This window comes from Erythrobacter sp. RANMB8, assembly GCF_056848235.1.
Map to the genome: position 1 here is coordinate 1 of NZ_JBREHG010000015.1, position 12,759 is coordinate 12,759.

Below are 12,759 nucleotides of genomic sequence, written 5' to 3' on the forward strand. Positions count from 1 at the left end.
CGGCGCGGTGCCGACGGTGGCGAAGCGCCCGATGGCGCGATTGACGAGGATCTGGTCGATGTCGCCATCGCCGTTCACATCGGCCTGCCCGATGCGCAGCCACGAACCATTGCCACCCAGCGCGTTCCCGTCAAAATCGCGGATCGCGTTCATCGCGGTCTGGTAAATCGAAGGATCGGCGGTGTTGAAATTGACGCTCACCCCCGTGCCCGGCAGCAGACGGATGGTCTGGTCGTCGAATTGCACGAACTCGACCCCTTGCATGATCGCGCCGATATCAGGCGTGCCGGGGCCAAAGGTGATCCGGCGGATGATGAAACCTCCAACCCCCGGCTGGGAAATTTCGAAATCGGCACGATTGCCGAAGATGATTGTCGTATCGACATTCGCGCCGCCGATCAGATTGTCTTCACCCGCACCGCCGATCAGGATGTCCGCCCCGTCCCCGCCGTCCAGCGTATCGTTGCCGTCTCCTCCGAACAGTTGATCATTCCCGCCGAAGCCCTGAAGGAAGTCGTTGCCGTCATCGCCGTAGAATACATTGTCGATATCGCCGCCGATGATGTGATCATCGCCCGCCCCGCCGCGCAGGTGGGTGTGCAGCGGATTGTCGAGGATGTCATTGCGGATCGTGCCCAGCCCGGTGTCCGCCAGAATCGCCAGATCGAGATCGGAGATGGTGTAGGCATAGCCGCGGTAGAACACGACGCCGTTCATCAGCCCTGTCAGCGGATCATTGCTGGTGCCGGGGAAGGCGTTGCTGTTGCCGTAATGGGTGTAATTGCCCCGCGTCAGTTCAAGATCGGTGCCGAGCAGTGCCTGCACATTGGGCCCGCGGAAGAAATCCTCGCCCCCGATATCCAGCCGCCGCAGATCATAGGTCGTGGCGAAATTGCCCTGCTGGTTGGTATCGGTGTTCCAGAACCCGGTGAAGCCCAGAGCATGGCCGATTTCGTGGATCATCACGCTCAAACCATCGGTGCGGTTGGAGGGGATATCGTCGCGGGTCTGCGGGGTCGGATCGAGGAACATCTCGTTCAGCAGATAATTGCGGCTGATCCGGATCAGGATGTCCTGCTGTGTGTCAGGCACGTTCTGGCCGGTCTGCAACTCGCGCGCGGTCGCGCCGACGAGGAGGTTCACGCCATTGACCTGACCGATATTGGTGCCGTTGCCCCAGGTCGCCTCGGCCCGCCCGGCGCCGGAGGTTTCGACCAGTTCGATCCGCACCGACACGTTGGCATTGCCCGCCAGCACCGCGCCCCACATGCGGAACGCCTCGTCCGCCAGGCCGAGCAGCAGATCGATCACGCTTTGCGAGATCCCCGCAAGGTTGACCACATTGTAAGTCGGAATGATTGCCATCTGTGGCCCGCCTCTCGCCAGAATTCATCCTGCAAAACAGGACAATATCCGACCTTGGCAGGCAGGCAAAACGGTTTCCGCTGTGCTCCCTATTCGAAGCCGTAGTCCGAATAGTCCTTGAAGTTGGGCGAGGTGAACTTGGTGATCTCGCTCTGGAAGTGCAGCGGCACGTTGCCGGTCGAACCGTGGCGCTGCTTCGCCACGATCAGCGTGGCGCGGCCCACCAGCCCTTCGAACTTTTCTTCCCACTGGCGATACTTCTCCTGCACGTCGGGCGGGCTGCTCGCGTCGGGCGTGTCGGGCTTGACCAGCAGGTGATAGTAATCGCCGCGGAAGATGAACCACACCATGTCCGCGTCCTGCTCGATCGAGCCGGATTCCCTGAGGTCGGACAGCTGCGGGCGCTTGTCCTCGCGGCTTTCGACCGCACGGCTGAGCTGCGAGAGCGCGATCACCGGCACCTGCAATTCCTTGGCCAGCGTTTTCAGGCCGCGGCTGATTTCCGAGATTTCGTTCACCCGGTTGTCGTTGGCCCGGCCCGAGCCTTGCAGCAGTTGCAGGTAGTCGACGATGATGAGGCCGATATCGTGCCGCCGCTTCATCCGCCGCGCGCGGGTGCGCAGCGCAGCGATGGTGAGCGCGGGCGTATCGTCGATATAGAGCGGCAGTTCGGCGAGCCGCTGGCTGGCATAGGACAGCTTCTGGAAATCATCGCGGCTGAGTTTCCCGCTGCGCAGGGATTCCGAGGAAATCTCGGCCTGTTCGGCAAGGATGCGGGTCGCCAGCTGATCGGCGCTCATTTCGAGGCTGAAGAAGGCGACCGGCGCGCCGTAATTGAAATCGCCCCCGTCGCGCTGCCATTCGAGATGCTTCTCGGCGCAGTTGAAGGCGATGTTGGTGGCCAGCGAGGTCTTGCCCATGCCGGGGCGCCCGGCGAGGATGATGAGGTCGGAATCGTGCAGGCCCGAGGTCTTGTGGTCGATCGACGCAAGGCCGGTGGTGCGGCCCGAAAGGCCCCCGCCCGATGCCATTGCCTTTTCGGCCATCTTGATCGCGTGCATCGCGGCCTCGCGGAAGGTCGCCGCCTCGCGACCGGTGGCTGCGCCTTCGGCCACGCGGAACAGATCGGCCTCGGCCTGCGCGATGCGGTCCATCGGCGAGGTGTCTTCCGAGGTGTCGAGCGCGCCTTCGACCAGCCCCCGCCCGACGCTGACCAGTTCGCGTAGCAGGGCGAGGTCATAGATCTGCTGCGCCAGTTCGCGCGGGGCGAGCAGTCCTGCGCCGCTGGCGGTCAGCTGCGCAAGGTAGCTGGTGCCGCCAAGCTCCTTCAGCGCCTCGTCCGCCTCGAAGAAGGGGCGCAGGGTGACGGGCGATGCGGTGGTGTTGCGTTCGATCATCACCAGCACGCGGTCATAGATGCGGGCGTGCAGCGCCTCGAAGAAATGTTCGGGCCGGATCGGAACCTGCAATTCCTCGATCACGCGGTTGTCGATCAGCACCGCGCCCAGAAAGGCGGCTTCCGCTTCGAGGTTGAAGGGCAGCTTGCGGGCGGGAACCTCGCCTTCGGCGGGGCTGATTCTGGTGACTTTGGCAGGTTCGGTCATGGCCGCCTGATGCGCTTTGCCACCCCCATCGTGCAAGGGCCGGACGCGCCAATATTTATTTGCGGCGCTGTGGATAGCGTGGAGAGTTTGGCCACAGAGTGCCGAAGTGCTTGAAGTGCAGGCCCTGCATCTGCGAAGGCAGAGGCTATGGCACCGCCGCCGTCCGATTCCCTGCCCCTGTCTCCTGCCGCCGGCGCGGCGGGCGGCTATCGCATTGCCCAGGTCACGCTGGACGAGGCGACGATCCTGTGGCGCAATGCCGATGTCGAACAGGAACGCCGCGTCGCGATCTATGATCTGATCGAGGAAAACAGCTTCAAGCCGGTGCGATCGGCAGAGCGCGGAGCAAGCGGGCCCTATAACCTGCATCTTTCGGTGGTCGACGGGCGGCTGGTGATGGACATCTCCGATACCGGCGGGCAGCTGCTGGAAACCCTGCTGATCGGCATGGCCCGGTTCCGCCGCCCGATCCGCGAGTACTTCGCCATCTGCGACAGCTATTATCAGGCGATCCGCAAGGCGACTCCGATGGAGATCGAGACGATCGACATGGCGCGGCGCGGGATCCACAATGGCGCGGCCGAGCTGCTGCTCGAACGGCTGGAGGGCAAGGTCGAAACCGATTTCGCCACCGCCCGCCGCCTGTTCACGCTGATCTGCGTGCTGCACATCAAGGGCTGAGGCATGGCGCGGGGTCGCAGGAAATCCGCGCGCGGCGGGCCGCGGCGCTGGCTGGTGCGGCTGGTGGCGCTGGCGGTGCTGCTCGGGCTTGCCTTCGCGGCGTGGCTGTGGTGGGACATGCGCAGCTGGCGCCCGGACGCCGCGCTCTATCCCGAACAGGGGGCGCTGCTGCCTGCCGATGGGACGCCGGTCAGGTTCGAAACATTGAAGGCAGTCGGCGCGCAGTTCGTCTATCTGCCGCTGCTCGATCAGGCCGCGACCGGCGGCGGTATCAGCTTCGCCGAACGCTTCGCGCAGGCGCAGGCGGCGGGGCTGAAGGTGGGCGTGGTGCTCGATTTCGATCCCTGTGTGCGGGCTGACGCGCAGAGCGGCGCCTTTGCCCAGATGGTGCCGCGCGATGCCGGCCTGCTGCCGCCCGCCATCGGCCTTGCCCGGCTGGCTGACAGCTGCGATCCCGGCGTCAGCGATGCGGCGGTCGAAAGCGAGCTGATGACGCTGATCAACCAGATCGAGATGCACAGCGGCCGGCCAGTGATCCTCAAGCTGGGCCGCGCCTTCGAGGAACGCCACAAGACCGCCACCGCCCTGACCCGCGACCTGTGGCTGACCCGCGACCGCGCCCGTCCCGACTATGCGGGCCGCCCGTGGCTGCTATGGAGCGCCAATTCCGCGCTGGTGACCGAGGCGAGCGAGGAGCCGATCGAATGGGTGGTGGTGCAGAAGTGATGCTCGAAAACGAACAGGAACAGGCGCTCGTCAAGGCAGCCTTTGCCGCCGCCGGACATGCCTATGCGCCCTATTCCGATTACCCCGTCGGCGCAGCGCTGCTGTTCGATGACGGCGCGGTCATCACCGGCTGCAATGTCGAGAACGCGAGCTACGGCCTCGCGCTGTGCGCCGAGACCGTGGCGGTCGCCAAGGCGATGGGCGAAGGGCGGCGCGGCGGGCTGCTGGCGGTAGCGGTGGTGGGGCTGAAGGCCGATGCCGAGCCGATCACGCCCTGCGGGCGCTGCCGTCAGGTGCTCAACGAAGTCGCCGCACTCGGCGGCACCGATCCCTTGGTGCTGTGTGTGAGCAAGGATGACGTGCGGCGCGTGACGCTGTCCGCGCTATTGCCGCACGCCTTCGGGCCTTCGCATCTGGGTTGAATCCGTTCGTGTCGAGCGCAGTTGAGACACCCTGAGCCAGCCTCTCGACTTCGCTCTAGGCCTCGCGCCCTTCCAGCCACTCCACCAGCGCCGCCATGCATTCGCGACCCAGCAGCTTGCAGCGTTCCGGCGACCAGCCCTGTTCGGGCTCCGGGAAATCGGCCAGATCCTTGTAGGGCATCTCCAGCGTCATCGCGACCGCACCGAAACGCTGGGCGAGCTGGTTGGTGCTCATCGACAGGTTGGCGCGGCCTGCGGGTGCCTTGGGGTAGCCGAGCTTCGTCTGGAAATCGGGCGTGCGGCGGTCGAGGATGCGTTCGTAGCGGTAATAGCCTTCGCCCTGCGCGTCGGTCCACGAGGGGATGCCTTCGAACCCGGCAAGGAACACGGCCGGAATCGCCTCGTCGGCGTGGACATCCATCGCGAAGTCGACGCCGGTCTGGTCCATCCGGTTACGGATCGCCAGCACCTCGGGCGAGCGTTCCGGCGTCGGTTCGGCCCATTCGCGATTGAGGTTGGTGCCAACCGCATTGGTTCGCAAATGCCCGCGCCGCGAACCATCGGGGTTGCAATTGGGCACGATATGGATGCGGCAGGCCTTGCGCAGCGCGCGCGCGACCGGATCGGCGGGATCGGTGAGGCATTCAAGCGCGCCCTCCATCCACCATTCGGCCTGCGTCTCGCCCGGATGCTGGCGGGCATAGAGCCATACCTGCGTCGAACCCTCGCCCATTTCGAGGCAATCGATCGGCTGGCCATCGAGCGTGGTGCCGAGCCGGACATAATCCACCCCTTCGCTCGAAGCGGCATCGGCGACGAGATCGTGGTGCCGCTCCATCGAGTAGGGGGCGAAATAGGCGCACCAGAACACGTCGGTCGAAGGGAGGTAGCGGATGGTCAGCGTGCCGCCGTCCTCGTCCTTGTCGAAGCTGCTGGCAGCGCGGGCCCAGTAGGCGCGGTCTTCCGAAACGCAGGCATTATAGTCGGGCCAGCCGCCGGGATAGGCGCTGGCATTGAGGCCGGTGATCTTGAGCACCACCTCCTCGCCCGCACTGGCCGCAACGCGGAAGTGGAACCACTGGAAGAATTCGGATTCATTGTCGCGCCTGATCGCCAGACGCGCGGTGCGCCCGTCGATCCCCAGCACGTCGATATTGCCGCTGTCGAAGGCGGCATCGATGAAAAGGGCGGTCATTATTGTCCTTGCAGCTTCTTGACGTCGATCGTCACGGTCTCGCCATTGCCACCGGGGAAGTCGCGGAACAAGGCGGCGGTCAGGGCGCGGGCGCTGGTGCCGACTTGCGAATAGGGCGATTTCACCCCCGTCGCCATCTGGGCGCGGCCTTCCCACAGGGCGTTGCCATCGGCGCCGGTGATGCGCACTTCGAGCAGGGTGTTGGCCGCCGGGCCTTCACGCCCGCCGCCAAGATTGATGCCGACCCCCATCCCGAGGCCCGATCCGAAGCTGCCGGTCTGCCCGCCCACGCCGATGCTGACGGGGCCGCGGTTGTTTTCGACCGCAGCGGCAATCGGCGTGCGACTGGTGCGCACCGCGGCGGTCTGGATGCCGGGGCCGGGCGCTGCGACCACGGTGTAGCCGAGCCGCGTCAGCTCTGCCTTGACCGAATCGGCAAAGGCGACCCGTGCCGCCTCGTTGCTGACCTCGTCGGGGAAGACCAGCGCGATTGTGCCCTGGCCAAGCCCTGCGGGCTGCGCCGCAACAAAGCGCGTCACCTCCACCGGGCCGGTGTAGGGCGATGTCGCGCAGGCCGACAAGGCGAGGGCGGCAGCGAGCGGGGCGATCAAGCGGGTAGTGGGCAGGCGGCGAGCGATCATGGCGGGGGTCCTTTCCTCTCGGGTCACTTATAGGCTTGGCACGGCGCTCTGCACAGGCCTGCATTGGCGTAGTGAAGGTTGACGTTTTCTAAGCGGTTGCTGTGTTAACCGCGCCTGCATGACCACTTTCGACAAACCATGCGTGCTGGTTACAGGCGGTGCGGGCTATATCGGCAGCCATGCGGTGCTGGCGCTGACGGATGCCGGCTGGCCGGTGGCGGTGATCGACAATCTGGTGACCGGCTTCCGCTGGGCCGTGCCGGACAATGTGCCGTTCTACGAAGGCGACATCGCCGATGGTGCCTTGCTGGCGCGGATCTTTGCCGAACGGCAGGTTGGCGCGATCATGCACTTTGCCGGGTCTGTGGTGGTGCCTGAAAGCGTCGCCGATCCGCTCAAATACTACGACAACAACACCGCCAGAAGCCGGTCGCTGATCGCGGCGGCGGTGAGCGCGAGGGTGCCGCATTTCATCTTCTCCTCGACCGCGGCAACTTACGGGATGCCCGATGTCGCAGCGGTGGATGAGGATACCCCGCAGCGTCCGATCAATCCCTATGGCTGGTCCAAGCTGATGACCGAGCAGATGCTGGCCGACACCGCTGCCGCGCATCCGCTCAATTATGGCGTGCTGCGTTACTTCAACGTCGCAGGGGCCGATCCGCAGGCCCGCACCGGGCAATCGACCGCAGGCGCAACGCACCTGATCAAGGTCGCGATCGAGGCGGCGCTGGGTCTGCGCGAATCGGTCAGCGTGTTCGGCACCGATTTCGCCACGCCCGATGGCACCGGCGTGCGCGACTATATCCATGTCAGCGATCTGGCAGCGGCCCATGTGCTGACGCTGGAGGCGCTGATCGCCGATCCGAAGCGTTCGCTGACCATGAACTGCGGCTATGGACGGGGTTTCTCGGTGACCGAGGTGCTCGATGCGGTCGACCGCGTGACGAATCGCCCGCTGGTGCGGCGGCTGGAAGGGCGGCGGGCCGGCGATCCCGATTCGCTGATATCCAACCCCGCAAGGCTCAGGCAGACACTCGGCTGGCAGCCGCAGCACGCCGATCTCGACACGATTATCGCCCATGCGCTGGCGTGGGAGCGCAAATTGGCCGGTTTGCGAGCGGGCAAGGCATAGACTTGCATTGACGCGGGGAGGCGGTGTCGCTAACGGCTGCCTTCGATTTCCGCGCGTCGGGCCCGATCCGGCGCGCTTTGCATTTGAGAGCAACCATCATGAAGATCGTCAACAGCCTGAAGTCGCTCAAGGGCCGTCACCGCGATAACCGCGTGATCCGTCGTCGCGGCCGCACCTATGTGATCAACAAGACCGACCGTCGCTTCAAGGCTCGTCAGGGCTGATCGAAGCATGGCGCGGCTGCCCGTGAGGGTGGCCGGATAATCCAGCGGCCCGCCTCCCCACAGGAGCGCGGGCCGCAGGCTTTTGGGAGCGGGGGCAGGCGATGCGCAAGGCGGTGGTGTTCGATGTCGGGCGGGTGCTGTTCCGGTGGCAACTGGGCGCATTGTTCGAAAAGCTGATCGATGATCGGCAGGAACTCGACTGGTTCCTCAGCCATGTCGTTACCGAGGAATGGCATTTCGAACATGATCGCGGCCGCGCACTTGCCGATATGGTGCCGGAACGAATCGCGCTGTTCCCGCAATACGAACACCACATCCGCGCCTATGCCACGCGGTTCAACGAAACCGTGCCGGGGCCGGTGGAAGGCTCGCACGCGATTGTCGAGCGGTTGGTGGCAGCGGGCGTGCCGCTGTTCTGCCTCACCAATTTCGGCGACGAGTTCTGGCAGATGTTCCGCCCGACCCAGCCGATTTTCGACCATTTCGAGGACATCATCGTCTCGGGCGTCGAAAAGGTCGCCAAGCCCGATCCGCGCATTTACCAGATCGTGGAGCAGCGCAGCGGGCGCGGGCCGGAGGCGCTGTTCTTTACCGACGACAACCCCGACAACATCGCCGCCGCCAGGGCAAGAGGGTGGGACGCGCACCTCTTCACCGATGCCAAGGGGCTGGAGACGGCGCTGGTTGAGGCGGGATTGCTGTAGAACACCCGCTTCTGTGCGCAAATGAACGGACCCGTAGGGTCCGCAAGGCCGACCGGCCGCCCGCAGGCGCTCAAGCCCGCAGGGCTTGAAACCGCGCCGAGGACGCTCGCCCGGAGGGGCGAGCGAAACACAAAAAACGCCCCCCGGTCACGCCTTGGGGAAAGCGTGCCGGGGGTCGGGATATCCGTGCGGGCTGGAGAGGCGCCCTGCCACGGAGAGGGACTTTGTGTCAGGCGGCGATCAGCCGTTGCACTTGGCCAGTTCTTCGGCGGCCATTTCTTCGCCGTTCACCTTGAAGGTCGCGATTTCGCCGAACTTGCGGTTGAGCGCACGGCACACGCGCAGCGGGCGGGCGCTGGTCTTGTTGGCGACACAGGTCGCTTCCTTGCAGGCCCATGCCACGCCATCGGCAACCGCCTTGGTGTCGCTCGCCGGAGCGGCCAGCGTGGCGTTGTAATAGGCGTTGCCGGCGGCGTTGGCCGGGGTCGAGGTGGCGAAACCGAAGCTCACGCCGGTGTAGAGCAGCGCGGTGGCGAGAACGGCCAGCTTGCCGGTGCGGGGAATGGAGAGGGTGTTGGTCATCGGGGAATCCTTTGCGTTCTTATGTTGAGGGGCGGGTTGCCCTGTGGCCTCTGTGATCTCATTTTGCAACGCAACATTTCGATTCGAAACCAGTTGCTATTCGCTACCTAACCAACTAGGTTGCGGGTTGCAACTGAAAACTGAAATTTTTTGTGACCGGCCCGAAAAGTGGTTACAAACGCCCCATCAGGGGAAGGGACACGTGAATGGGTGACTTGAGAGAACCGCTGCGCGATCTGATCGAATGCGGACTGCCGCAGGCGCTGGAAGTGATGGGTGAACGCTGGTCGTTCATGATCCTGCGCGCGAGCTTCAATGGTCTCAAGCACTTCGAGGAATTCCTCACCGAGCTGGGCATTGCCCGCAACATCCTGTCGAATCGCCTCGCCAAGCTGGTCGAACACGGCATCCTCAAGCGCGAACCCTGCGCCGATGACCGCCGCAAGATCGAATACCGGCTGACCGAAAAGGGGCTCGATCTGCTGCCCGCGATGCTGGCGCTGCGCCAGTGGGGGCAAAAATACGGCACCGAACAGGTGGTCGAAGACCCGGTGCTGGTGGACGAGCGGGACCGGCTGCCGATCGGCCCGGTCTCGATCCTTGCCCATGATGGCCGCATTCTGGGGCCGCAGGATCTGTGGCTCACCCGGCCTGCGAACCTCGGCGTGCGGGCTGACGGCTCGATTGCCAGCCCCGCTGCGGGTCTGGGCAAGGGTGACGTGGTCGATCTGGCTGCCGCCAAGGCCGCGGCGAGATAATCGGTCGATAGCCCGCCGCGGGCGGGTGCTTTTGCTGCATCGCATCGGCTAGGGCGGGGCGATGGACGCCGCGCTTGCCCCCGACATTCACGAAATCCTGCGCCGCACTTTCGGCTTTGCCGGGTTTCGCGGGCAGCAGGAGGCGGTGATTGCGCGGGTGATGCGCGGGCAGCACAGCCTGGCGCTGATGCCGACCGGAGCGGGCAAGAGCCTGTGCTATCAGGTGCCCGCGCTCGCCCGCGAGGGCACGGCGGTGGTCGTATCGCCGCTGATCGCGCTGATGCACGACCAGATCCGTTCGGCCAGCGCGGCGGGCATCCGCGCCGCCTCGATGACGTCGGCCGACGCCGACAACGCCGCCACCGCCGAGGCCTTCCGCAGCGGTGCGCTCGATCTGCTCTATGTCGCGCCCGAACGCTTTTCGACGCCCGGTTTCCAGTCGCTGCTCGAACGCGCGCGGATCGCGCTGTTTGCCATCGACGAGGCGCATTGCGTGTCCGAATGGGGGCATGATTTCCGCCCCGATTACCGGATGCTGCGCCCGGTGCTGGACCGGTTTCCCGATGTCCCGCGCCTCGCGCTGACGGCGACTGCCGATCAGACCACCCGCGTCGATATCCTGCGCCAGCTGGGTATTCCTGACGAAGGCATGATTATCGCCGGGTTCGACCGGCCCAATATCCGCTATGCGATCACGCCCCGCGACAATGGCCCGCGCCAGATCGCCGATCTGCTCGTCCGGCTCGATGGTGCGGGGATTGTCTATGCGCCGAGCCGCAAGCAGGCCGAGGATATCGCCGCCCACATCGCCCGCACGGGCCGCGAGGCGGCGTTCTATCATGCGGGGCTTGAGCCCGAACGCCGCGCCCGCGTGCAGGCCGAATTCGTCGCGTCGGAAAACATGGTGATGGTCGCCACCATCGCCTTCGGCATGGGGATCGACAAGCCCGACGTGCGCTTCGTCATTCATGCCGGCCTGCCCAAATCGATCGAGGCCTATTATCAGGAAACCGGGCGGGCTGGCCGCGATGGCGATCCGTCGGAGGCGCATCTTTTGTGGGGGGTGAGCGATTTCGCCCGTGCGCAGCAGTGGCTGTCCGAAGTCGAGCCGGAGCGGCTGGCGGTCGAGCGGGCCAAGCTCGCCACCCTTGCCGCGCTGGTCGAGGCCCCCGGCTGCCGCCGCGCCATCCTGTTGCGCCATTTCGGCGAACACCCGCCCGAGGCCTGCGGAAACTGCGACAATTGCGAAAACCCGCCCGAGGTCATCGATGCCAGCGAGCTGGCGCAAAAGCTGCTTTCGGCGGTCTATCGCACCGGGCAGAGCTACGGCATCGGCCATATCGAGAAGGTGCTGACCGGGCAGAACGATGATCGCATCACATCACGCGGGCACGACCGGCTGTCGGTGTTCGGCATCGTCGGCGCGGGCGAGGCGCGGCTGCTGCGTCCGCTGGCCCGCACGCTGGTGGCGCGGGGCATGCTGGCGGCGACCGAGCACGGCGGGCTGATGCTGGGGCCGGAAGCGCGCAGCGTGCTGAAGGGCGAGGCAGCGGTCGTCATCGCCGAACCGCCCGTGCGCCAGCGCCGCAGCCGCCGCGCCGGTGCCGGCAATGCTGCGCCCAACCCGGTCGGCAACCCGCTGTTCGAGGCATTGCGAGCCAGACGCAAGGAACTGGCAAGCGAACATGGCATCCCTGCCTATGTCATCTTTCACGATTCGGTGCTGCGCGACATGGCGCTCCAGTGTCCCGAAACGCTGGCGGAAATGGGCACGATTTCCGGCGTGGGCGCGAAGAAGCTGGAGACCTGGGGGCCGGATTTCGTCGCTGTGGTGAAGGATCACCTGCGGGGTTAGCTGCTGGAAATCGGCGGGGCGGGTGGTCTGCGTCGCGCCTCAGCGCGCCTGCCGCACCGAATAATCGATCCTGATCCGCACCCATGATCCGAACTGTTCGCGCCCGCCGATCCGGGCCGGGCGCACGCGGAACTGCCATGCGGCCGCCATCACCGCCCGCCCGATCTGCGACCCCTGCGGCGATTCGCCCAGCAGCACGCAGTCCTCGACATAGTAATCGGGCACTGTGCGGCAGGCGATCAGCGCCGAACCCGGCCCGTTGGCGGTCGAGAGGTATCCGGCCAGTTCCTGATCGGTCGGCTCGCGATACCAGCGCGCCGCATAGAGCGGCTCGCCATTGGGGGCGGTGCCGACCTGCTGGCTATCGCTTGCCGTTCGCGGGTTGCCGGTGTCGGCAGGGCCATAGGATCGCCCCGGATTGATCCGTGCGCCGATCTTGGGTGTGGCGCTGGGTTTGGGGGTCGGCTGGGGCGCTGCGGGCGGGGCAGGCGGGGGCGGCTCGGGCGCGGGTGCCGGATTGAGATTGAGCGGCGACGGGCGCGGCGGATCGGGCGTCGGCAGGGGCCGATCCTGCGGCGTGGTCAAGGTGGTCTCGGGCGGAGCGTCAGTCGCGGGTTCAGGTTCGGGCTGGGGCGGCGCGGCAAATTCGACCGCCTTGAAGGTCGCCACCTCCTCCTTGCCGTCCGCATCGCCGATGATCTGCGCGCCGAGCGTCAGCAGCAGCAGGATGATCAGTGCCTCCAGCGCCAGCGCGATGCCGAAACTCGCTGCCTTGCGCCGCCTGCCGCCGTGCCAGACCGGCGGCCCCCGCTGCGGCACATCATCCGCCAATGCTGAAGAATCGTGAGAAATCGCCAATGGCCCTTT

14 protein-coding genes are annotated in these 12,759 nt (G+C 65.7%); 8 read left to right on the forward strand and 6 right to left on the reverse strand.

All coding sequences use genetic code 11. The features are described 5' to 3' along the window. Both ACU0AG_RS14210 and ACU0AG_RS14215 read right to left on the reverse strand, forming a co-directional pair. A partial coding sequence (locus ACU0AG_RS14210) for a calcium-binding protein (RefSeq protein WP_482782938.1) occupies positions 1 to 1,365 on the reverse strand: 1,365 nt, incomplete at its 3' end. An 89-nt stretch (positions 1,366 to 1,454) separates the two neighbouring features. Further along, positions 1,455 to 2,969, reverse strand: a complete 1,515-nt coding sequence (locus ACU0AG_RS14215; RefSeq protein ID WP_482782939.1) for a replicative DNA helicase — start codon at positions 2,967 to 2,969, stop codon at positions 1,455 to 1,457. A 147-nt stretch (positions 2,970 to 3,116) separates the two neighbouring features. On the opposite strand from ACU0AG_RS14215, the gene ACU0AG_RS14220 reads away from it, so the two are divergent. The 3 genes from ACU0AG_RS14220 to ACU0AG_RS14230 are packed head-to-tail and all read left to right on the forward strand — an operon-like array spanning position 3,117 to position 4,798. Continuing rightward, entirely contained in the window at positions 3,117 to 3,650 is a 534-nt protein-coding gene (locus ACU0AG_RS14220; RefSeq protein WP_482782940.1) for a UPF0262 family protein, read from the forward strand. A gap of 3 nt (positions 3,651 to 3,653) precedes the next feature. Then, a complete protein-coding gene (locus tag ACU0AG_RS14225; protein ID WP_482782941.1) occupies positions 3,654 to 4,376 on the forward strand; it encodes a glycoside hydrolase family 25 protein in 723 nt (240 codons plus the stop codon). Continuing rightward, on the forward strand, positions 4,355 to 4,798 hold the full coding sequence (locus tag ACU0AG_RS14230) for a cytidine deaminase (RefSeq protein WP_482782942.1): 444 nt from the start codon (positions 4,355 to 4,357) through the stop codon (positions 4,796 to 4,798). The genes ACU0AG_RS14225 and ACU0AG_RS14230 overlap by 22 nt, the downstream gene beginning before the upstream one ends. A gap of 55 nt (positions 4,799 to 4,853) precedes the next feature. On the opposite strand, the gene ACU0AG_RS14235 is transcribed toward ACU0AG_RS14230, so the two are convergent. Further along, positions 4,854 to 5,993 (reverse strand): M14 family metallopeptidase, encoded by a 1,140-nt coding sequence (locus ACU0AG_RS14235; RefSeq protein ID WP_482782943.1) that lies wholly within the window; start codon positions 5,991 to 5,993, stop codon positions 4,854 to 4,856. Next, a complete protein-coding gene (locus ACU0AG_RS14240; protein WP_482782944.1) occupies positions 5,993 to 6,634 on the reverse strand; it encodes a DUF4136 domain-containing protein in 642 nt (213 codons plus the stop codon). The genes ACU0AG_RS14235 and ACU0AG_RS14240 overlap by 1 nt, the downstream gene beginning before the upstream one ends. A 118-nt stretch (positions 6,635 to 6,752) precedes the next feature. On the opposite strand from ACU0AG_RS14240, the gene galE reads away from it, so the two are divergent. The 3 genes from galE to ACU0AG_RS14255 all read left to right on the forward strand — a co-directional run bounded on the left by galE (position 6,753) and on the right by ACU0AG_RS14255 (position 8,697). After that, positions 6,753 to 7,769, forward strand: a complete 1,017-nt coding sequence (gene galE / locus ACU0AG_RS14245) for a UDP-glucose 4-epimerase GalE (RefSeq protein ID WP_482782945.1) — start codon at positions 6,753 to 6,755, stop codon at positions 7,767 to 7,769. A gap of 98 nt (positions 7,770 to 7,867) precedes the next feature. After that, the gene (ykgO, locus tag ACU0AG_RS14250; protein ID WP_017666014.1) at positions 7,868 to 7,993 is read left to right on the forward strand and encodes a type B 50S ribosomal protein L36; all 126 of its coding nucleotides are present in this window, start codon (positions 7,868 to 7,870) and stop codon (positions 7,991 to 7,993) included. A gap of 101 nt (positions 7,994 to 8,094) precedes the next feature. Beyond that, positions 8,095 to 8,697: an HAD family hydrolase gene (locus ACU0AG_RS14255; RefSeq protein ID WP_482782946.1), complete on the forward strand. Its 603-nt coding sequence runs from the start codon at positions 8,095 to 8,097 to the stop codon at positions 8,695 to 8,697. Positions 8,698 to 8,937: 240 nt separating this feature from the next. Here ACU0AG_RS14255 and ACU0AG_RS14260 read toward each other — a convergent pair whose 3' ends face one another. After that, positions 8,938 to 9,279, reverse strand: a complete 342-nt coding sequence (locus tag ACU0AG_RS14260; protein WP_482782947.1) for a DUF8200 family protein — start codon at positions 9,277 to 9,279, stop codon at positions 8,938 to 8,940. Positions 9,280 to 9,485: 206 nt separating this feature from the next. Here ACU0AG_RS14260 and ACU0AG_RS14265 point away from each other — a divergent pair, with 206 nt between their 5' ends. Together ACU0AG_RS14265 and recQ are read left to right on the forward strand one after the other, a co-directional pair. Then, positions 9,486 to 10,037, forward strand: a complete 552-nt coding sequence (locus tag ACU0AG_RS14265; protein ID WP_482782948.1) for a winged helix-turn-helix transcriptional regulator — start codon at positions 9,486 to 9,488, stop codon at positions 10,035 to 10,037. A gap of 61 nt (positions 10,038 to 10,098) precedes the next feature. Beyond that, the gene (gene recQ, locus ACU0AG_RS14270; protein ID WP_482782949.1) at positions 10,099 to 11,892 is read left to right on the forward strand and encodes a DNA helicase RecQ; all 1,794 of its coding nucleotides are present in this window, start codon (positions 10,099 to 10,101) and stop codon (positions 11,890 to 11,892) included. A gap of 39 nt (positions 11,893 to 11,931) precedes the next feature. Here recQ and ACU0AG_RS14275 read toward each other — a convergent pair whose 3' ends face one another. After that, on the reverse strand, positions 11,932 to 12,750 hold the full coding sequence (locus ACU0AG_RS14275; protein WP_482782950.1) for a hypothetical protein: 819 nt from the start codon (positions 12,748 to 12,750) through the stop codon (positions 11,932 to 11,934). Positions 12,751 to 12,759: the final 9 nt, after the last annotated feature.

Bases quoted from the DNA above. Each gene is read 5' to 3' on its own strand.
- ACU0AG_RS14215 (WP_482782939.1), bottom strand. From the start codon at position 2,969: ATGACCGAACCTGCCAAAGTCACCAGAATCAGCCCCGCCGAAGGCGAG.
- ACU0AG_RS14220 (WP_482782940.1), top strand. From the start codon at position 3,117: ATGGCACCGCCGCCGTCCGATTCCCTGCCCCTGTCTCCTGCCGCCGGC.
- ACU0AG_RS14225 (WP_482782941.1), top strand. From the start codon at position 3,654: ATGGCGCGGGGTCGCAGGAAATCCGCGCGCGGCGGGCCGCGGCGCTGG.
- ACU0AG_RS14230 (WP_482782942.1), top strand. From the start codon at position 4,355: ATGGGTGGTGGTGCAGAAGTGATGCTCGAAAACGAACAGGAACAGGCG.
- ACU0AG_RS14235 (WP_482782943.1), bottom strand. From the start codon at position 5,993: ATGACCGCCCTTTTCATCGATGCCGCCTTCGACAGCGGCAATATCGAC.
- ACU0AG_RS14240 (WP_482782944.1), bottom strand. From the start codon at position 6,634: ATGATCGCTCGCCGCCTGCCCACTACCCGCTTGATCGCCCCGCTCGCT.
- galE (WP_482782945.1), top strand. From the start codon at position 6,753: ATGACCACTTTCGACAAACCATGCGTGCTGGTTACAGGCGGTGCGGGC.
- ykgO (WP_017666014.1), top strand. From the start codon at position 7,868: ATGAAGATCGTCAACAGCCTGAAGTCGCTCAAGGGCCGTCACCGCGAT.
- ACU0AG_RS14255 (WP_482782946.1), top strand. From the start codon at position 8,095: ATGCGCAAGGCGGTGGTGTTCGATGTCGGGCGGGTGCTGTTCCGGTGG.
- ACU0AG_RS14260 (WP_482782947.1), bottom strand. From the start codon at position 9,279: ATGACCAACACCCTCTCCATTCCCCGCACCGGCAAGCTGGCCGTTCTC.
- ACU0AG_RS14265 (WP_482782948.1), top strand. From the start codon at position 9,486: ATGGGTGACTTGAGAGAACCGCTGCGCGATCTGATCGAATGCGGACTG.
- recQ (WP_482782949.1), top strand. From the start codon at position 10,099: ATGGACGCCGCGCTTGCCCCCGACATTCACGAAATCCTGCGCCGCACT.